This is a genomic window from Priestia sp. GS2 (assembly GCF_036409025.1).
Classification (GTDB): Bacteria; Bacillota; Bacilli; order Bacillales; family Bacillaceae_H; genus Priestia; species Priestia aryabhattai_A.
The window spans coordinates 2,414,932-2,433,626 of the sequence record NZ_JAZGJX010000001.1 but is presented as its reverse complement, the minus strand read 5'-3'; the positions used below and the strand labels follow the sequence as shown (position 1 = coordinate 2,433,626).

Below are 18,695 nucleotides of genomic sequence, written 5' to 3'. Positions count from 1 at the left end.
ATGAAAGTTATCTCTACTGCCAAGGATATGCAAGAGCTTTCGATTCAGCTTCAGCGTCAAGGGAAAACAATCGGATTTGTACCGACAATGGGATTTCTACATGAAGGTCACCTTGCGCTACTTAAACAGGCGCGTGCAGAGAACGATGTGGTCGTTTTAAGCATTTTTGTTAATCCAACTCAGTTCGGACCAAACGAGGACTTTGATACGTACCCACGAGACTTTAAACGTGATGAACGCTTAGCTAAAGCGGAAGAGGCTGATTATTTATTTTACCCAAGCGTGGATGAAATGTATCCTGGTCAAGATTCCATTTCTATATCGGTCACTAACCGTGTAGATGTGCTTTGTGGAGCCAAGCGTCCAGGTCATTTTGACGGTGTTGCAACAGTCCTAACAAAACTGTTTCATCTTGTACAGCCTAAGCGAGCATACTTTGGGAAAAAGGATGCTCAGCAAGTAGCCGTGGTGCATGGATTGATTACTGATTTTAAGTTCCCAATTGAGCTCGTAGCGGTTGATACGGTGCGAGAAGACGATGGCCTTGCTAAAAGTTCAAGAAATGTGAACTTGCTAGATGCTGAGCGTAACGAAGCGCCTGCTTTGTATCGAAGTCTACAAGAAGCGAAGCAATTAGTTGAAAGCGGTGAGCGTGACGTTGCGACAATTAAAGCGCAGATTGAAAGAACGATTAAAAATAATATGAGCGGTACAATAGATTACGTAGCGATTTATTCTTACCCTGAGCTAAAGCCTCTAAATAAGCTAGATGGACAGGTTATTATTGCGCTCGCTATACAATTCTCTAAAGCTCGATTAATTGATAATATTATTATGGCAATCTGACCATAGAAAGAGGGTTTCCTGATGTTTCGAACAATGATGAACGCAAAAATTCATAGAGCACATGTGACAGAAGCAAATTTAAACTATGTGGGAAGTATTACGATTGATGAAGATTTAATTGATGCTGTAGGTATCCAGCCAAATGAAAAAGTACAAATTGTGAACAATAACAATGGTGCTCGCCTAGAGACGTATGTTATACCGGGAGAGAGAGGCAGCGGAGTGGTTTGTTTAAACGGTGCGGCAGCACGTCTCGTACAGCCCGGAGATGTTGTTATTATTATCTCTTATGTACTAGTAGCAGAAGAAAAAGTAGCTGATCATCATCCAACAGTAGCCATCATGGATGAACAGAACAAAATTAAACAATTGCTTAAACAAGAGCCAGCTGGTACAATTTTATAATATTATCCCCCTTAATCGAGGGGGATTTTTTTGAGCGAATAGAAGCTCTACATAAGTAGTTTCGTATAGAAGCAGGTATTTTCTTTTATACTATAAGAACAGGCAGGTGAGGTCATGATGATGGATAAGCGCTTTGTTGTTGTTGATTTAGAGACGACAGGACATTCTCCAAAACAAGGAGATCAAATTATTCAATTTGCAGCCGTGGTTGTTGAAAACGGCCGAATAGTTGAGCGTTTCTCAACGTTTTTGAACCCCAATGTACCAATTCCTCCTTTTATTTCACAACTGACAAATATTCATCAAAACATGGTTGAAGGTGCCCCGACGTTTGAGGATATTTCCGAGAAAATTATTGAGCTGTTAGAAGATGCTTATTTTGTAGCACATAACGTTGCTTTTGACCTTAATTTCCTCCAGGAGTCATTAGCTCAAAATGGATACGATAAGCTGTATCCGTCCACGGTGGATACGGTGGAATTAGCGCGTATGCTTCTCCCTACAGTAGAGGGGTATAAGCTCAACCAGCTTGCTGAGTATTTAAATTTAAATCATGATCAGCCTCATCAAGCAGACAGTGATGCTGAAGTGACGGCGAAAATCTTACTATTATTAATGGAAAAGTTAAATGGTCTTCCACTTGCAACATTAAAGCAGCTATATACGCTGTCTTTGCATTTAAAAAGTGAGATTGGTGAGTTAATTCAAGGTATAATGAATCAAAAGAAAGATGATTATCATGAAGGATATGATTTTGTTCATGGCTTAGCGCTAAAAAAGCAAAAGCCTGTTGTGAAGCCATCGGAAGTTCTTGTTACATATGAGGAATTTCAAGAGCAAAAAGAAAATTTAGCGTCAGTGTTTAGCACATTTGAAAAGAGAACGGGTCAAGAGCAAATGATGAATGCTGTCCATGAAAGCTTAACGGATAACGAGCATGCGCTTATTGAAGCGGGAACTGGTATTGGAAAAACGATTGCTTATTTAATTCCGGCTGCTTTTTATGCTCAGCAGCATAAAAGGCCTATCGTTGTTTCAACGCATACCGTAACGTTACAGCAACAGCTAATGGAAAGAGATATACCTATGTTAAAAAAGCTTATGCCGTTTGAATTAAACGCAGCAGTTTTAAAGGGGCGTGAGCATTATCTTAGCATTCGAAAATTCAATCAGTTTTTAAAAGAGCGCAATCATAACTATGACGTTATTTTAACAAAAGCCAAACTATTGATTTGGCTTACGGAGACGGAGACAGGAGATGTTGATGAAATCAACTTGCCGTCCGGTGGAAAGCTATTTTGGGAACAGCTGAACGAAAGCAATCCTTCCCATTTAGACTTTAAGCATCCTTGGAATCAACATTCTTTTTATAATCGTGCACAGGCTCGTGCAGCACAAGCTCAGATTATCATTACAAATCACAGGCTTCTTTTATTAGATGTGGTTAGCAAGCGAAATTTACTTCCAAGCTATGAGCAAGTTGTAATTGATGAAGCTCATCACTTTGACACCATTGCAAGTGAAGAGCTTGGTGGAAGGCTTGATTATTTTTCTATTCATGCTCTATTAAGCAGAATAGGCTTGTTAGAAGATAAGGGGTTATTAAACAAAGTACATAAGCTTTGTCAGAAACATGATATAGGGCTAAATGCAAAAAAACTAGAAGAGCTGCTAGAGAAGCTTCGTATTGAATGTGATGACTTATTTCGTCTTGTCCATGCATATGTAATGAAAAAAAATAAGCAAACGGATAGTGAAATTGGACGAGTAAGCTATCGTTATAATGTTCAAGAAGAGAACAATCTTCATTGGCATACCATCCAGGAACAGGCATCTCGAGTGCGTTTTTTAATGAATGATATTTTATCTCTTTTACATGCTGATTTTCAGGTGGTGGATTCCTATCACGAGCAGCTTACAAAAAGAGAACAGTCTCATATTCACGAGTTGACAAGCGCAATTGAACAATTTCATCATCTGTCAAGCGAGCTTGCAGACTTTTTCTTTCAAACACATCTTGAAGAGGTGACATGGATTGAAATAGAGCCAAAAGGAGCAGCAAACGCTACTTTTTTATATCGTCAACCGCTTTCGGTGGCGGACACGTTAGCAGATACGTTTTTTGCGAAAAAGCAAAGCGTTATACTAACTTCTGCTACGCTAACAGTGAATCATTCTTTTTCTTATATTATTGAACAGCTTGGGTTGTATGATTTTCAACCACTGCAAATGACGATACCATCTCCTTTTGACTATCGAAAACAGGCAAAGGTATATATTCCAAAAGATATGCCAGCTGTAAATGATGTGACGCTTGAAGAGTATAGTGCGATTATGGCAGAAAGTATCTTAGATATTGCATCTGTCACAAAAGGGCGCATGCTTGTACTATTTACCTCTTATGAAATGTTAAAGATGACCTATCAGTATATGAAAGAATTAAATGATTTAGAGGAATTTGTTATCCTTGGTCAAGGAGTGACAACGCGTAATCGAAATCGATTACTAAAAGATTTTGCGCAGTTTTCACAATCTATTTTACTAGGAACGAACAGCTTGTGGGAAGGTATTGACCTCCCTGGTGAACTGGTATCTAGTCTCATCATTGTTCGCTTACCTTTTGCGTCACCACGACACCCATTTCTAAAAGCAAAATTTGAGCAGCTGCGAAAAGAAGGGAAAAATCCATTTATGGATTATTCGCTCCCTCAAGCTGTCATTCGTTTTAAGCAGGGATTCGGAAGACTAATTCGAACTAAGCAAGATAAAGGATCTATCTTTATTTTAGATAACCGCATGATTACAACGATGTATGGCTCTCATTTTCTTCATTCTTTGCCAGATGTAGATATCGTAAGTGAATCATTCTCAGTAGCGCTCCACGATTTTGAAACATGGTGGATGTCAAAGAGGCTTTAGCACGGAATGTGCTAAAGCTTTTTTTGCATAGCTTTTCTTGTAGATGTACACCCTAATAGTGGAAAACAAAGGAAGTGAGTGTGTTTAACATGATTAAACGAAATATGTTAATATGGGCAGTTTGCCTGTGCTTCTTCAGCAATGCTTGCATTGTTCAGGGAGCTAGTCAAGTAGACTTTAGCCTCAAAGAGGACGAAGCAGCAATTTCCTTTTTTCCTTTATTCGATGGAGAAGCCACACTTGTACAAGACGGGACGAATCGCGTTATTCTAATTAATACAGGCAGTAAACGATCGCGAAAAGAGCTAGCTTATTGGCTGGATTTTTACCATATTAAGCAAATTAACCAAGTGATTATTACAAAGCAAAGCGAGAAATACAACGGAAATGTTGATTGGGTTACAAAGCAATATCAGGTAGAAGAATTAATTGTGCCTAAAGGCTCAAAAGAATTACAAACTCAGCATACCACTATGTGGAAAACTAAGGATATGTATCAGCTATCAAAACATATTCATGTATCCGTTCTTTATCATGAAGAAGAAAATTTCCCTTCCATGGATTTTATAGTAGCATTTGGAGAACATCAAATGCTTTATATGAGTAGCCCTGCATCTACTATTGAGCAGCATTTGCTTATGAAGCCAGTAAGAAAAATAGACTTGATTAAACTCGCAAATTTTGGTGAAGGTGAGCCGTTATCAGAGCCGTTTTTAAAACAGCTAAACCCACAAATTGGTGTCTTATTCTCAAAAGAAAATCGCACCATTCATCCTGACCTTGCATCAAGGTTAACGGATGGCTGGATCGAGTTATACGATACAAATAAAAGGGAATCGCTTTCTATTAAAATGTCACCTACGATTTATGATGTTATGAAATTTAAGAAGACGACCTAAATTTCTTTTGCAAAAGAAAGAGAGATAATTATAATAAAAATAGAGAGGTTTTAGCTATAGCAGAGCGAGTTTTCCTAGCTTGATTTTATGTTTAGATAGGGAATACAATAGCCCAAAAGCTAAGCCGTGTGTTATGATAAACAGATAATCATTTATTTAGAGGTGTTTGGTAAGAGGAGGAACAACATGGAAAGCAAAATTGAAGTTTTATCAACCGTTCGCATTGAGCATTCTTCTGATTTATATAAAATAGTGGACAGCTTAAATCGAACGTTAAAAAAGAAAGATTTAATGTTTGGACTAGCATTAGACCAAGAAGATCAAAGTAAAGCAATTTTTACGATTTATCGTACATAAGTAGGGATAAGATGAAAAAGTGGTTTATTGGAATTGTTGTTATGGTATGTTTAGTAGCAGGGTGGCAAACCCATTCAATTTATAAAGCGGCTGTAAACGATGTACAAGTTGACGAGAAAAAGGCATCAGCCAAGGCAAAAGAAGATTTTAATCTAAAATCTGTGACGAGTACACAAGCATATTTTGGAGACCATACATTTTATGTAGTAGAAGGTATTAACGATAAAAATGAAGATGTTATCGCTTGGGTACCAAAAAGTCAAAAACAAAAAGCGGTGTTAAAAAAAGTAGCCGATGGAATTTCAAAAGAACAAGCTATAGAAATTGTTCAAAGAGATCGAAATCCGAAAGAAATTAAATCAGTCCGACTAGGAATTGAAAATGAAAAGCCGCTATGGGAAGTTACCTATATTGATCAAGAGGAAAAACATTTAACTTATTATTATATTGATTTTACAAGCGGGGAGTTTATGAAGCGATATAGCTTAACAAAACCTGAATGAGTTTATTTATAACGTATGTTTATGCATACGTGTTATAAAACGCTTTGCATCTTAGAGTAAAGCAAAATTGTTGCTATGATCAGCTTTACATAGCTGGTTATAGCCGTAGTTCATAGGGGGAGATTTTAGTGAAATTAGCAAAACGTGTATCAGCTTTAACACCATCATCGACATTGGCTATTACAGCCAAAGCAAAAGAGCTTAAAGCCGCAGGACATGATGTCATTGGCTTAGGTGCAGGTGAACCAGATTTTAATACGCCGCAGCATATACTAGAAGCATCTGTAAAAGCAATGAATGAGGGCCAAACAAAGTATACACCTGCAGGCGGACTTATGCCTTTAAAAGACGCAATTATTGAAAAGTTTAAGCGTGACCAGAACTTAACATACAAGTCATCTGAAGTTATCGTATGTTCAGGCGCAAAGCATGCTTTGTATACATTATTTCAAGTGATTTTAGATGAGGGAGATGAAGTTATCATTCCAACTCCTTACTGGGTAAGTTATCCTGAGCAAGTCAAGCTAGCAGAAGGTACACCGGTTTATGTCGAAGGTTCTGAAAATAATGAATTTAAAATTACGCCCGCACAGCTAGAGTCAGTTATTACTAGTAAAACAAAAGCCGTAATCTTAAACTCACCAAGTAATCCAACAGGTATGATTTATACGCGTGAAGAGCTAGAAGCACTCGGTGAGGTTTGCTTAAAGCATGATGTGCTAATCGTATCAGATGAAATCTATGAAAAATTAGTATATGGTGGTGCAGAGCACGTTTCGATTGCAGAATTATCACCAGCGCTCAAAGAGCAAACCGTTATTATCAATGGGGTATCTAAATCGCACTCAATGACAGGATGGCGTATTGGTTATGCAGCTGGTAACGAGACAATCATAAAGGCAATGACGAACCTAGCGAGTCACAGCACATCTAACCCAACTTCAATTGCTCAATATGCAACAATTGCAGCTTATAACGGAACGCAAGAGCCCGTGGAAATGATGCGCAAAGCCTTTGAAGAGCGTTTAAACGTAATTCATAAACAACTTAATGACATTCCTGGTTTCTCTTGTTTAAAGCCTCAAGGTGCATTCTATTTGTTCCCTAACGCTATTGAAGCTGCTAGACTAACAGGGTTTGAAACGGTAGATGCTTGGGTAGAAGCGATTTTAGAAGAAGAAAAAGTAGCACTTGTTCCAGGTTCAGGATTCGGTTCTCCTGAAAATGTTCGTTTATCCTACGCTACTTCGCTTGAACTATTGGAAAAAGCAGTGGCGCGAATTGCGTCATTTATGGCAAGACACATGAAATAAAGTAATGGAGAGCGGCTTCTGTAGAAGCCGCTCTTTTATTGACAATGTCATAAGTTTCCCGTGATTGTTACTTGTTATTGTGAGTGTCGAAATGTATAATAGGGTGGCATACATAATTAAAGGATGTAAGTTTTTTGGAGGGATTTTAATCGTGAAAATTACGATTTCTGAAGCAAGTAAGCACGTTGGAAAAGAAGTAACAATTGGTGCTTGGTTAGCAAATAAACGTTCAAGTGGTAAAATCGCATTCCTACAGCTTCGAGACGGCTCTGGATTTATTCAAGGGGTTGTTGTAAAGGCAGAAGTAGGGGAAGATGTTTTCAAAAAGGCAAAAGCATTAACGCAAGAATCTTCTTTATACGTAACAGGAACTGTTCAAGAAGATGAGCGTTCACCTTTTGGATATGAATTAACAGTAACGGATGTAGAAGTTATTCATGAAGCAGTTGACTATCCAATTACGCCAAAAGAACACGGAACAGAGTTTTTAATGGACAACCGTCACTTATGGTTACGCTCAAAGCGTCAACACGCTGTAATGAAAGTTCGTAACGAAATTATTCGTGCAACGTACGAATTCTTTAATGATAATGGGTTTACAAAAGTAGATCCTCCAATCTTAACGGGAAGTGCGCCAGAAGGTACAACAGAACTTTTCCATACGAAGTACTTCGATGAAGATGCATTCCTTTCACAAAGTGGCCAACTTTATATGGAAGCAGCTGCAATGGCACTTGGAAAAGTATTTTCATTTGGTCCAACATTCCGTGCAGAAAAGTCAAAAACGCGTCGTCATTTAATTGAATTCTGGATGATTGAGCCTGAAATGGCATTCTACCAGTTTGAAGATAGCTTAAAGGTACAAGAAGAATATGTATCACACGTGGTTCAATCAGTACTAGAAAATTGTAAGCTAGAATTAAATGTTCTAGGTCGAGATACGTCTAAATTAGAACAAATTAAAGCTCCGTTCCCACGTATTACGTATGATGATGCGTTGAAATTTTTACATGAAAAAGGATTCGATGATATTCAGTGGGGAGATGACTTTGGTTCACCACACGAAACGGCTATCGCAGAAAGCTATGATAAGCCAGTGTTTATCACGCATTATCCAACATCATTAAAACCATTCTACATGCAGCCAGACCCAACAAATGGAGATGTAGTATTATGTGCAGATTTAATTGCTCCTGAAGGTTATGGTGAAATTATTGGTGGATCAGAGCGTATCCACGATCAAGAATTACTAGCTCAGCGCGTAGCAGAACATGAGCTAGATACAGAAACGTATAAATGGTATTTAGAGCTTCGTAAGTACGGATCAGTTCCACACTCTGGGTTCGGGTTAGGACTTGAGCGTACGGTAGCATGGATTAGTGGCGTTGAGCACGTTCGTGAAACCATTCCATTCCCACGTCTATTAAACCGTCTGTATCCTTAATAGAAGCGAAGTGACTTTGTATACAAAATTGTTACACTAGAAAAAGGTGGCATGACGCCATCTTTTTCTAATCAATGTTGTTACGCATTAAATAAACGTCCACCCTTTCTAAAAAACGGTGGATTTTTATTTGTTTTATGGTGAAAGTTTTCCTAAACAGTTTTTCGTTTTCACCTATCCTTCGTGATATACTAACTTTAGAGGTGTTCCAAAATGAAAAAAGATGATATGATTGCATGGTTTGAGCAAGGCTCTATTTCTATTCCAAAGCTATTGTTTAATCACTATAGCGATCTAGGCTTAGATGAAACAGAATTTATGATGCTAATGCATCTTAATGTATTTATTGATAGTGGTGAATACTTTCCCACTCCACATGATCTCTCTGCAAAAATGAGTGTCTCCACGACAAAGTGTATGGAAGTACTTCGAAATCTTATTCAAAAAGGTGTTCTAACGATTGAACAGCTCGATGATTCCTCTTCGGTTATTTCCGAGCAATATTCTCTTAAACCACTTTGGGGAAAGCTAATTAATTTATTGATGAAGGAAAATCAAAATGAAGTGCAGCAAGTGCAGGAGCAGGAAGAGATAAATTTATATTCGATTTTTGAAAAAGAGTTTGGTCGTCCGCTTTCGCCGTTTGAATGCGAAACGTTAGCTATGTGGGTAGACCAAGATCATCATGATCCAATCATTATTAAAACAGCTCTTCGTGAATCAGTTATGTCCGGAAAATTAAATTTTCGATACATTGACCGCATCTTGTTTGAGTGGAAGAAGAATGGTATTAAAACCATCGACCAGGCACGAGCGCATAGTCAAAAATTTAGGCAACATCAACAACCTAAAAGTCAGAAGCCTTCCCAATCTCAAAATTCCTCAGCTGTTCCATTTTTCAACTGGCTTGAACAGTAATAAACTCCATTACTAAGAGTGGTTAACGGAAGAGGAAAGCTGATTTAATTTCAGGCGTGTCCTGATGTTAAATCAGCTTTTTTAGCATGATAATACATACTAAGATAAAGAGGGGTGAAAAGCTAAAACAAATTAAGGTTGTTTTAGCAAGCTATGTTAAATCTAACACAAATTCGTCACTGTTTAGACGTAATGGCAGAAATGTTTCCTGATGCACACTGTGAATTAAATCATAAAAATCCATTTGAGCTAGTGATTGCAGTTGCTCTATCCGCTCAGTGTACGGATGCGCTTGTAAATAGAGTGACAAAAGAACTGTTTCAAAAATATCAAACACCAGAAGATTATCTAGCTGTTTCATTAGAAGAGCTTCAGCAAGACATTCGTTCAATAGGACTTTATCGGAACAAAGCAAAAAATATTCGAAAGCTGTGTGAGCTTTTAATTCATGAGTACAACGGTGAAGTACCACAAGACAGAGATGAGCTTACTAAGCTTCCTGGAGTGGGCCGAAAGACAGCTAATGTCGTCGTTTCCGTTGCTTTTGGTATTCCTGCTATTGCCGTTGATACGCACGTGGAACGAGTTAGTAAAAGACTTGGTATTTGTCGCTGGAAGGATTCAGTATTAGAAGTAGAAAAAACGTTGATGCGAAAGGTGCCAAAAGAAGAGTGGGGAGTTACTCATCACCGCTTAATTTTCTTTGGCCGCTATCACTGTAAAGCGCAGGCTCCTCAATGTCCCACTTGTCCATTGCTGGAGCTGTGTCGAGAAGGAAAAAAACGAATGAAGGCGAGAGGTGAGCATGCTATCAAAGGTTAAAGTGCCACCTGAATTTAAGCGTGATCCATTTTTTTTCGCACAAGATGTTATTGTGTTTCAGTCGCCGTTGCTGAGGGGGGAGACACATCAGCAACCAGCCTTTATCTATGACATAGTAGCGAAAGAAGAAGAGCTTTTAGAAGCTCCATGGAATTCATTAGAAGATTGTATCCCATCGTTATTTATAGAATGGAAGAACCAAGAGAAAATACTACACGAACAATTTTCTATACGTAAAGTGACAAATGCAAAAGAGGTAATTACGGAATGGAGTGGGAGATTTTTAAGTGCGCTGTTTTGGATTAATGGGAGGTCTATTCAAGGTCTTACAGCACTGGAAGCTGATATTCAAAAGCTTACATACAAGCCAGTGAACACGTCTGAGCGTCTACTATTTCTGTTGAAAAAGCCTGGAATGTATCACTCATTCGTTCAGCTTAGTGAACTATATAAGGAATTACAAAAGCAGTATGCCATTAAGCGTATACGCTTAAAAAAATAAACCGCTCACGATGAGCGGTTTATTTTTATTCATTTTCAGTTTGTTGATCTGGAGTAGCAGGAGGCTGTTGGTTGTTTCCTTGGCCGTTACCGTTGCCGTTATTTCCATTATTGTCATTATTGCCGTTCCCATTACCATTCCCGTTGTTTCCATTATTAGCGTTTCCAGGTTGGCTAGGTGGTTGACTTGGATTTTCAGTTTCTGGCTGCTCACCTTGATCAGGGTTTTGTGAATTGTCATTGTCTGGCTGATCGGTGTCTTCACCATCATTTTCATCTTCAGGACGCGTTCCCTCATCAGGGTTTTGCCCTTCATCACCAGGCTGAGATTCGTCATTCTCTTCAGGCTCTTCTTCAGCAGATTGTGGTACCTTTACGGAAGCACTTGCACTGCCTGCATTATTTGTACTTAAACTGAAGCTATAGGTCGCACCTGGAGTAGGTGATGGGATAGATGTACTGCCAGCACTTCCTTTATCAGCTAATGTTTGGCTTGCACCATCAGAAGAAGTCATATTGACGGTAAACTCTGTTTCATCATCTCCACCTGACCAGTTAACGTTAATTGCATTAGAACCTTCGCTGAAGGAAGCCGAAAGTTTTGCTTTTTCTTCTTTCGCTTCTTTTTCTTTCTTTTCTTTCTCTTTTTCTACAAAGATTTGAGAAACTTTCGTTGGCTCTGTGCCTCGTACAAAGTATTCATACGTAATTGAATCTTTTGGAGTTGCACCACTTGGTTTCTTCACATCTTTACTTGAGACTTTTTCAACAGCACGTTTTACAACACTATCAGGCTGTTTAAAGCTACCTTTTTCTTCACCTTGAGATACGTGTGTAATAACCTGCTTGAAAATATTTTTTGCCATAGCTTTTTCATTTTCACTATAAATATAGCCGTCGGAATTCTTTTCGTATCCTGTCCAAACTGAAACCGTGTACTTTGGAGTAAAGCCTGAGAACCAAACGTCTTTTACGCCGCCTTCAGGAATATTAAAGCTTGCTTTTTCCTTTGCATCAAAGTTAGATGTTCCAGTTTTACCTGCGATTTCTAAGCCAGGTACACGAGCTGCGCGTGCCGTTCCGTACGGTGCTTCAACAACAGATTTCATCATGTCTGTTACCATAAACGCCGTGTAGTCTTGCATTGCACGTTTAGGCTTTGGTGATAGATCTAATTCTGTACCATCAGAGAACTTCACTTTTGTTACCGTATAAGGTTTTGTGAACATTCCTTCGTTAGCAAACGCACTGTAAGCACCTGCTAGTTCCATTGGCGTAACACCTTCAGTAAATCCACCGATAGAAAACGCTTCGGCAAACTTCTCACCGCTAGATTCGCCAAGCTCAAGTCCTAGGCCTTCTCCAAATTCTTGTGCTTTATCAGCTCCCACGGCTTGGAAGGCTTTTAAAGCAGGGATATTTAAAGAACGTCCTAGCGCTTCACGAGCAGATACCCAGCCCTTATAGTTGCGGCTGAAGTTTCGGATTTGTGTACCGTTTGAGTATTGATGAGGTTCATCTTTGATTGGTTCTGCGGTAGACCATTTTAAATACTCAACGGCAGGTCCGTAGTCAAGAACCGGTTTAATTGTTGAACCTGGTTGACGCTCGATGTCAGTAGCAAAGTTTAAACCTCCAGCTACACGATTACGACCTCCACCGATTGCTTCAACTGCACCTGTCTCATTGTCTAACACGACAAGACCGGCTTGGAACTTATCGTTAGGGAAGGTGACAATTTGATTATTCATTAATTGATCAACATAATCTTGTGCGTCCACGTCAAGCGTTGTGTAGATTTCTAATCCAGAAGAAGAGACGTTAGCATCTGTTTTTTCTTGTACTTCTTCAATGACCTGGTCGATGAACACATCATATTTTGACGTTTTTTCGTTTTGTTCAACTAAATTTGCCTGCACATCAACTTGCTTTGCTTGATCTGCTTCAGCTTGCGTAATAAATCCGTTTTTAGCCATTAAATTTAATACTGTGTTACGGCGTTTTGTAGCATTCTCTGGGTTTTTATACGGATTATATGTTGACGGTGCTTTTGGCAATCCAGCGAGCATAGCGGCTTGATCAACTGTTAAATCGTTTAAATCAGTCACGCCGTAGAACGTTTCTGCTGCTTTTGCGATACCGTATACTTCTCCAGTCGAGAAGTAAATTTTGTTTAAATACATTTCAAGAATTTGCTGTTTTGAATATTTGCGCTCTAGCTGATAAGAAAGCCACATTTCTTGCACTTTACGCTTTACAGTTTTTTCAGGTGATAAGAATGAATTTTTAACAACCTGCTGCGTAATGGTACTTGCGCCTTCTGAACCAAAGCCTTCTTTAAAGTTGGCTACTACAGCGCCACCAATTCGATAAAAGTCAATTCCATGGTGTTTATAAAAGCGAACATCTTCGGTTGCAATGAACGCATTTTTAACAGTCTGAGGAATTTCATCATATTGTACGTATGTACGCTTTTCGCCTCCGACTTCTTTAATGACTGTTTTTCCATCGTTTGCGTAAATTTTAGATGAAAACGAGTCTTTTAAAACAGAGTCGTCAACTTTAGGTGCATCGCTTATTAAAGCGAAAAATGTTCCAACACCAGCTATCAGTCCAATAATACCTAAAATGAAGACTGCAGCAACAATCTTGCGGAAAATGCCGCCTTTTTTCTTTTCCTTTTTCTTGTTTCCTTGTGGTTTGTTCGTTTGTTTGTTGTCATTCATTGCTCGTCTTCGTTCTTCACGCGAGCGATAATTATCTGACATAAAAGCTCCTACCTTTCAAACAATTGTAAGAGAATGATTTCCGTAAACATATATATCATACTCTTAAAAATACAATTTATCTATAGTTTTTATGTAATCGATTCTGGGATGGTAACCAAGTTCGATTAAATGTCCTTTTTTTTCAATATCGGCTTTTGGAATGGATTTTCGTCCATCTTTTTTCATATCTTGCCAATAGGGAAAAAGGGACGGTGCTTCAAAAAGGTATATTTCTTCCAAAGAAGTAAACATTAATATAACGAAAGAGATTCCATTTTGTTTCACGATTTGGTGCATATGTTGAATTTGATGTTCGTGAAAATTTCGTAAGGGAAAAGACGTTTTATTTTTTGTTTCCTTTGCTTCGAAATCAATATATTTCCCGTTATATACCCCGTTGTAATCCGTTGTAGAAGCTTGTTTAAAATAAGCCTCTTTAATAACGGCAGCACTTCGCTTAGGATAGTCAACGTTCACAATCTGAATCGGTGTGGGTTTCTTGTGAATCACTGCTATTCCTTGTGTCAAATAATACTCATTTGTTTCATTTAAATCCTCTTCCAAAGTCATACCTCGATTACTGTATACCGGCTCAACTTTGGCCCGGGAAGGACTGTTGGGATGTTTAGCAGGGTTATATGCTTTTCCGTTAGGATAACGAATCACACACCATCACTCCTTTGCTTAATTTCACACACGCACACTCTATTATACCAAATTTCACTTGAGATAGAATGAAAACATACTTAGTGTTCATACCAAATGTAAAGGAAGAAAGCAGCATGTTGACAAGCTTTGAACAGCAAGTAGTTGATATAATTAAGCGTAAAACAAAACAGCTGAACATTGATAATATATCAAGAACAGAAGCTTACGCAACTTTTTACAATAATCACCCTGAAATAAAGTGGTCGTTTCTAGCTAGCATGGTCTCACGAAACGCAGGCTGGAATATGTGTGATTTGCAGGGAAAGTGGTTTCCTGAGCTTCTATCTACGGAAACGCGAGATTTATTATTCTTAACGTACGAGCGAGCAAATTGGCTCATCTTTCAAGACGCTTTTCCGCAGCTTTTGTTATACGAAGTGTCAAAACAGCACGAGAAGCCTTATTTTCATCTTCTCCAATATTTTTATGTATCTCCATTCATGTACGAAAAATGGACTGCCTTTTGGGGAGAGAAAAGAGAAATTGAGCTCATGCATGCTCTCATTATTAATGAACAGCATATTATCGAGCCGGCAGTAGTAGAACATCCTTTCTATCAAAAGAAAGTGTTTCACCGCTTACTATTTCATTTTCAGGATTCTCTACATTTCAGCTCTGTTTTATTTCCTACAATAGAAGGTGAAATCTATGGGTGTTCTGTACATAGTTTCACCAAAGTAGATGAGCGAATTAAGCTTGGTAAAAAGCTTGGTGAACTGCTGTTTTCACAAGCTTTGTATCCAAAATTTCTTCAGTTTTCAATGTCCACTGTTCATACGGGATCACGTGTTGACTATGAACAGTACATATTTCATTCAAAAAAAAGAGATACACCTTATTTACGAACAACGTTTCCAATTGTTTCACATCATGAGAAAAAAAGAGCACAGTGGGAAATTTCAAAGCGTAAAGAGAAGAAACTGATGAAGGAGCTTAATTTATCTTTACCTACACCGATTACGGAGTGGTACCAAAATAAACAGAAGCAGCTGCATGTCTTGGTAGGAATAAAGAAGTTTTTTAGGTAGAAAAAGCTGTTTTGTATAAACAGCTTTTTCTATCTAGGTGGACATATTACGTAGACGGACGGTTTGGTCCGTTTAATTTTTTAGGGTCACCAAATGTTTTTGTTTCAGGTTTGTTTTTTGGTTGTTTTTGTTCATGCTTATTTGCCACTTCTTACACCTCCAACTGAATGTTGTAACAAAGTTGACTGCACATACAATACGTATTTCTTGCACAATCTAGTCATAGTGTTTTCACTCATCTCTGTTTCAATTCGTGCAAATTAAAACATTTTCTGCGTAAAACATCTTTCTTTGCCGAATGGAAACTAGTTTTGTCATGTATGAAGGTAGATTAAAAATAAAAAGAGAATAGGTAGTTAAACAAAAAGTTGGAGGGATGGCTATGAAGCTGAAAATGGTAAATACGAACGAAGTGTTAAGTTTATTCGATAATGTATTAGAGCAAATAGATGTTGTAGAAGATACATTATCTTCACAAGTTAATGAAGCGTTTACTGCTTGTGAAGAAGCGTATAGCAATCACGTTCAGCGTATTGACCAGTCGTTACGAGAAATTGAAGCTGCAGCCTATGAAATCCCACCTCAATCAGAATGGCGGAGAAGAGAAGTACTACTACGTACAGTGTAACGATAATTTATGGTACAATGTCATCGTTGAGGTGACAAATATGAATTCAATGATTGAAGCAACAAAAGTACTACATCACTATAACGAGTTAGCTCTTACTCGTTTATCTAATATTAAAAGTAAGTCAGAGTATGAGGTGAATTTCTTTGGAGAAGTCAAACCATATGTTGATCAGTTTTTTAATGAGTTAGACATGTGGACGGATCTTGTTACCAAGTGGCTTAAAGAAACAAAGCCTAAATATATTCACATTAATCAAGTGGATACTCTTCGTGAAAACTTGCAAAACGTAGTGCTCCAGTCTTTTTATCAAGAGACGCGAGACAAGCGCTTTAAGCAAATGTATCAGTCAAATAAGTACGTATTAGAGTCCATTCTAATGAATGATTAAACAGTAAAAGCCTAAAAGTGTATTTACACTTTTAGGCTTTTACTGTTTTGTAATTAAATTAATCGTTGTCTTTTTGCACGTGGATGCTAACGGCAGGATCGTCTTCCGTACCGACTGTATTAATTACATAATCGACTTTTTGAGTATGTTTTGGTGCAACGTGCTGTCCTGATTGCGAAACGGTTGGTTCATGGCCTTGCTTTTTATGATTAAAGTGTTTTCCTCGACTCATGGAAATTCCTCCTTGAAATGAAATGGACGATCTTTTTTAATATGCCTCACAGTAGAGAGGAGTATAAGTAGCTAAATATAGAAAAGCCCTCAGACAATCGGCTGAGGGCAATGTAGTACAGTTAATTCTCGTGTGCAAATTCGGGTTTTGAAGCTCCGATTTGTTCCAGCTCACGAACGGCGATTTTATAATCGGATAGTGTTAAACAACCTTTTAAATACTGCTGCTGCGCGAAGTCTAGCAGCTCATTACTTGAAGTTGGCTCATATTGTTTTTTAGCCATAAAAGCTTGTTGAAGCTCGTTCACATACATGTAAATTCACTCCTTATCCCCATTTTGTGTGCTTGTCTTGTTAGCATCACTTATAATTATCGTAACATAGATTGAAATTATCTCGTTTTTTTGAAAAATTTAAACTTTCGACAGAAACTAACATTTTTCACAACTTTCTTCTAAATATAAAGTGAAAAATAAAAGGCGTAGTGCGTCACCACAGATTGAGTACCCACATACCATATAATAAAATTTTTAAAAGGGGGCAGCGAGCCAGTATGTATAATCAACAGAATCCTTATCCATATTACATGCAGAATCAATGGGAAGAAGAACGGTTTGATTTAAGTCAGGTGTACCCATTTCCAGAATACCATCAGCAGCCATGGCATCATACACAGTTGCCGCAACAGCCTTATGCTCAAGTTCCACCTCAAATGCAATATGTAAACAATCAACAGCAATATCCTTTTTATCAAAATGGAATGCCTTTTCCAAATCCTTATCCAAAAGGTAATCAGCAAATGAAGCAGCAGCCTAACCAATTTCAGTCGTTAATGTCTCAATTTAAATCTTCAGACGGGAATTACGACGTCAATAAAATGATGAATACCGCGGGGCAAATGATGGGAGCAATGAATCAATTAACAACTTTAGTAAAAGGGTTTACTGGTATCTTTAAAATATAAAAAGTTGTACAGCATGTAAAAGGAATAAAAGAGCTCTACAAGAAGCGATAATGCCTTGTAGAGCATGTAATAGTTTATCTAAAGAAGCGGTTAAATGGGTGATTACAGAAGCAAGGAGAATGGTGACATTTTTTAACTGGTTTTTTGCCTGTGATTGGATGTTTCGTTAAGTTAGGTAAGTGTAAATGACCAGTTTTTTTCTTATGACCTGATTTTTTTGAAGAATGGTTCTCTTTTTTGTGAGAACGTTTAAATGTTTGAGTAGAACGGTGCTTTTTATGAGAGTGCTTTGTGGAGTGAGAATGTTTTTTGCAAGAACGGTGCTTTTTATGAGAGTGCTTTGTAGAGTGAGAATGCTTTTTACAAGAACGGTGCTTTTTATGAGAGTGCTTTGTGGAGTGAGAATGTTTTTTGCAAGAACGGTGCTTTTTATGAGAGTGCTTTGTGGAGTGAGAATGTTTTTTACAAGAACGGTGCTTTTTATGAGAGTGCTTTGTGGAGTGAGAATGTTTTTTACAAGAACGGTGCTTTTTATGAGAGTGCTTTGTGGAGTGAGAATGTTTTTTACAAGAACGGTGCTTTTTATGAGAGTGCTTTGTGGAGTGAGAATGTTTTTTGCAAGAACGCTTAGATGTGTGGGAGTGCTTTTCTTTACAGAAGCACGTTACTTTTCTGTAAGTACGTGATCTTTTTGTACAGTACTTGTTTTCCGTTCTTTTATTTGTTTTCTTTTCTGTTTTTTTCTCCGTCTTTTTATGAGAATGAGCTGTTTTTTCCTCCATCTTTTTATGAGAATGAGCTGTTTTTTTAGATGAACGTTTAGAGCAGTGACCTTTTGGTTCTTGATACATAAATTTGCCTAAATCTGATTTTTGTAAAGATTCAGCAGCTTTACGAATACGCTTAGATTGAATATACAATCTAAAAACCTCCTTATAGAAACCATTTTTTGCTTTCACCATAAGATACGCTTAAAGCACAGTACTTGCTATGAGGTAAACGTGGAATTTTAAGAAATAAGCAAGGAGTTTCTAGCATCTCATTAGGAGA

20 protein-coding genes are annotated in these 18,695 nt (G+C 38.0%); 15 read left to right on the top strand and 5 right to left on the bottom strand.

The window, feature by feature from the left end:
* The 11 genes from panC (at position 1) to V2145_RS12495 (ending at position 10,928) form a co-directional block, all read left to right on the top strand.
* Complete coding sequence (gene panC / locus V2145_RS12545; protein ID WP_330987807.1) at positions 1–846, top strand: pantoate--beta-alanine ligase; 846 nt, start codon at positions 1–3, stop codon at positions 844–846.
* A gap of 21 nt (positions 847–867) precedes the next feature.
* Positions 868–1,251 carry an aspartate 1-decarboxylase gene (gene panD, locus V2145_RS12540; protein WP_131886954.1) on the top strand — a complete coding sequence of 128 codons (384 nt, stop codon included), beginning with the start codon at positions 868–870 and terminating at the stop codon, positions 1,249–1,251.
* 117 nt (positions 1,252–1,368) lie between these two features.
* Positions 1,369–4,170: an ATP-dependent DNA helicase DinG gene (gene dinG, locus V2145_RS12535; protein WP_330987806.1), complete on the top strand. Its 2,802-nt coding sequence runs from the start codon at positions 1,369–1,371 to the stop codon at positions 4,168–4,170.
* 89 nt (positions 4,171–4,259) lie between these two features.
* Positions 4,260–5,069 carry a hydrolase gene (locus V2145_RS12530; protein WP_330987805.1) on the top strand — a complete coding sequence of 270 codons (810 nt, stop codon included), beginning with the start codon at positions 4,260–4,262 and terminating at the stop codon, positions 5,067–5,069.
* Between the two features lie 186 nt (positions 5,070–5,255).
* On the top strand, positions 5,256–5,426 hold the full coding sequence (locus V2145_RS12525) for a YpmA family protein (protein ID WP_064484047.1): 171 nt from the start codon (positions 5,256–5,258) through the stop codon (positions 5,424–5,426).
* Between the two features lie 11 nt (positions 5,427–5,437).
* The gene (locus tag V2145_RS12520) at positions 5,438–5,929 is read left to right on the top strand and encodes a cell wall elongation regulator TseB-like domain-containing protein (protein ID WP_094911501.1); all 492 of its coding nucleotides are present in this window, start codon (positions 5,438–5,440) and stop codon (positions 5,927–5,929) included.
* A 128-nt stretch (positions 5,930–6,057) separates the two neighbouring features.
* A complete protein-coding gene (locus V2145_RS12515; protein ID WP_311858631.1) occupies positions 6,058–7,242 on the top strand; it encodes a pyridoxal phosphate-dependent aminotransferase in 1,185 nt (394 codons plus the stop codon).
* Positions 7,243–7,393: 151 nt separating this feature from the next.
* Positions 7,394–8,686: an asparagine--tRNA ligase gene (asnS, locus tag V2145_RS12510; RefSeq protein WP_311858630.1), complete on the top strand. Its 1,293-nt coding sequence runs from the start codon at positions 7,394–7,396 to the stop codon at positions 8,684–8,686.
* Positions 8,687–8,899: 213 nt separating this feature from the next.
* Positions 8,900–9,604 (top strand): DnaD domain-containing protein, encoded by a 705-nt coding sequence (locus V2145_RS12505; RefSeq protein ID WP_094911498.1) that lies wholly within the window; start codon positions 8,900–8,902, stop codon positions 9,602–9,604.
* 153 nt (positions 9,605–9,757) lie between these two features.
* Entirely contained in the window at positions 9,758–10,426 is a 669-nt protein-coding gene (nth, locus tag V2145_RS12500; RefSeq protein WP_330987804.1) for an endonuclease III, read from the top strand.
* Positions 10,410–10,928 (top strand): YpoC family protein, encoded by a 519-nt coding sequence (locus V2145_RS12495; protein ID WP_311858627.1) that lies wholly within the window; start codon positions 10,410–10,412, stop codon positions 10,926–10,928. Before nth ends, V2145_RS12495 begins: the two co-directional genes overlap by 17 nt.
* Before the next feature lie 25 nt (positions 10,929–10,953).
* Here V2145_RS12495 and V2145_RS12490 read toward each other — a convergent pair whose 3' ends face one another.
* Both V2145_RS12490 and recU read right to left on the bottom strand, forming a co-directional pair.
* Positions 10,954–13,695: a transglycosylase domain-containing protein gene (locus tag V2145_RS12490; protein WP_330987803.1), complete on the bottom strand. Its 2,742-nt coding sequence runs from the start codon at positions 13,693–13,695 to the stop codon at positions 10,954–10,956.
* A 63-nt stretch (positions 13,696–13,758) separates the two neighbouring features.
* Positions 13,759–14,361: a Holliday junction resolvase RecU gene (gene recU / locus V2145_RS12485; protein WP_311858626.1), complete on the bottom strand. Its 603-nt coding sequence runs from the start codon at positions 14,359–14,361 to the stop codon at positions 13,759–13,761.
* Positions 14,362–14,477: 116 nt separating this feature from the next.
* On the opposite strand from recU, the gene V2145_RS12480 reads away from it, so the two are divergent.
* The 3 genes from V2145_RS12480 (at position 14,478) to V2145_RS12470 (ending at position 16,450) form a co-directional block, all read left to right on the top strand.
* Positions 14,478–15,431, top strand: a complete 954-nt coding sequence (locus V2145_RS12480; RefSeq protein WP_330987802.1) for a DUF2515 family protein — start codon at positions 14,478–14,480, stop codon at positions 15,429–15,431.
* A gap of 382 nt (positions 15,432–15,813) precedes the next feature.
* On the top strand, positions 15,814–16,059 hold the full coding sequence (locus tag V2145_RS12475) for a hypothetical protein (protein WP_094911492.1): 246 nt from the start codon (positions 15,814–15,816) through the stop codon (positions 16,057–16,059).
* A 40-nt stretch (positions 16,060–16,099) separates the two neighbouring features.
* Complete coding sequence (locus V2145_RS12470) at positions 16,100–16,450, top strand: YppE family protein (RefSeq protein WP_094911491.1); 351 nt, start codon at positions 16,100–16,102, stop codon at positions 16,448–16,450.
* Positions 16,451–16,508: 58 nt separating this feature from the next.
* On the opposite strand, the gene V2145_RS12465 is transcribed toward V2145_RS12470, so the two are convergent.
* The gene (locus V2145_RS12465) at positions 16,509–16,682 is read right to left on the bottom strand and encodes a hypothetical protein (RefSeq protein ID WP_165932503.1); all 174 of its coding nucleotides are present in this window, start codon (positions 16,680–16,682) and stop codon (positions 16,509–16,511) included.
* A 121-nt stretch (positions 16,683–16,803) separates the two neighbouring features.
* The gene (locus tag V2145_RS12460) at positions 16,804–16,995 is read right to left on the bottom strand and encodes a YppF family protein (RefSeq protein WP_025907386.1); all 192 of its coding nucleotides are present in this window, start codon (positions 16,993–16,995) and stop codon (positions 16,804–16,806) included.
* 239 nt (positions 16,996–17,234) lie between these two features.
* Here V2145_RS12460 and V2145_RS12455 point away from each other — a divergent pair, with 239 nt between their 5' ends.
* Complete coding sequence (locus tag V2145_RS12455; RefSeq protein WP_094911490.1) at positions 17,235–17,645, top strand: YppG family protein; 411 nt, start codon at positions 17,235–17,237, stop codon at positions 17,643–17,645.
* Between the two features lie 74 nt (positions 17,646–17,719).
* Here V2145_RS12455 and V2145_RS21465 read toward each other — a convergent pair whose 3' ends face one another.
* Positions 17,720–18,607, bottom strand: coding sequence for a CotG/ExsB N-terminal domain-containing protein (locus V2145_RS21465; protein WP_442956783.1), 888 nt, complete (start codon positions 18,605–18,607; stop codon positions 17,720–17,722).
* Positions 18,608–18,695: the final 88 nt, after the last annotated feature.

Bases quoted from the DNA above. Each gene is read 5' to 3' on its own strand.
- panD (WP_131886954.1), top strand. From the start codon at position 868: ATGTTTCGAACAATGATGAACGCAAAAATTCATAGAGCACATGTGACA.
- V2145_RS12525 (WP_064484047.1), top strand. From the start codon at position 5,256: ATGGAAAGCAAAATTGAAGTTTTATCAACCGTTCGCATTGAGCATTCT.
- V2145_RS12475 (WP_094911492.1), top strand. From the start codon at position 15,814: ATGAAGCTGAAAATGGTAAATACGAACGAAGTGTTAAGTTTATTCGAT.
- panC (WP_330987807.1), top strand. From the start codon at position 1: ATGAAAGTTATCTCTACTGCCAAGGATATGCAAGAGCTTTCGATTCAG.
- V2145_RS12480 (WP_330987802.1), top strand. From the start codon at position 14,478: ATGTTGACAAGCTTTGAACAGCAAGTAGTTGATATAATTAAGCGTAAA.
- V2145_RS12495 (WP_311858627.1), top strand. From the start codon at position 10,410: ATGCTATCAAAGGTTAAAGTGCCACCTGAATTTAAGCGTGATCCATTT.
- V2145_RS12465 (WP_165932503.1), bottom strand. From the start codon at position 16,682: ATGAGTCGAGGAAAACACTTTAATCATAAAAAGCAAGGCCATGAACCA.
- V2145_RS12505 (WP_094911498.1), top strand. From the start codon at position 8,900: ATGAAAAAAGATGATATGATTGCATGGTTTGAGCAAGGCTCTATTTCT.
- V2145_RS12460 (WP_025907386.1), bottom strand. From the start codon at position 16,995: ATGTATGTGAACGAGCTTCAACAAGCTTTTATGGCTAAAAAACAATAT.
- V2145_RS12470 (WP_094911491.1), top strand. From the start codon at position 16,100: ATGAATTCAATGATTGAAGCAACAAAAGTACTACATCACTATAACGAG.
- nth (WP_330987804.1), top strand. From the start codon at position 9,758: ATGTTAAATCTAACACAAATTCGTCACTGTTTAGACGTAATGGCAGAA.
- V2145_RS12455 (WP_094911490.1), top strand. From the start codon at position 17,235: ATGTATAATCAACAGAATCCTTATCCATATTACATGCAGAATCAATGG.
- dinG (WP_330987806.1), top strand. From the start codon at position 1,369: ATGATGGATAAGCGCTTTGTTGTTGTTGATTTAGAGACGACAGGACAT.
- V2145_RS12530 (WP_330987805.1), top strand. From the start codon at position 4,260: ATGATTAAACGAAATATGTTAATATGGGCAGTTTGCCTGTGCTTCTTC.
- V2145_RS12520 (WP_094911501.1), top strand. From the start codon at position 5,438: ATGAAAAAGTGGTTTATTGGAATTGTTGTTATGGTATGTTTAGTAGCA.
- V2145_RS12490 (WP_330987803.1), bottom strand. From the start codon at position 13,695: ATGTCAGATAATTATCGCTCGCGTGAAGAACGAAGACGAGCAATGAAT.
- V2145_RS21465 (WP_442956783.1), bottom strand. From the start codon at position 18,607: ATGGTGAAAGCAAAAAATGGTTTCTATAAGGAGGTTTTTAGATTGTAT.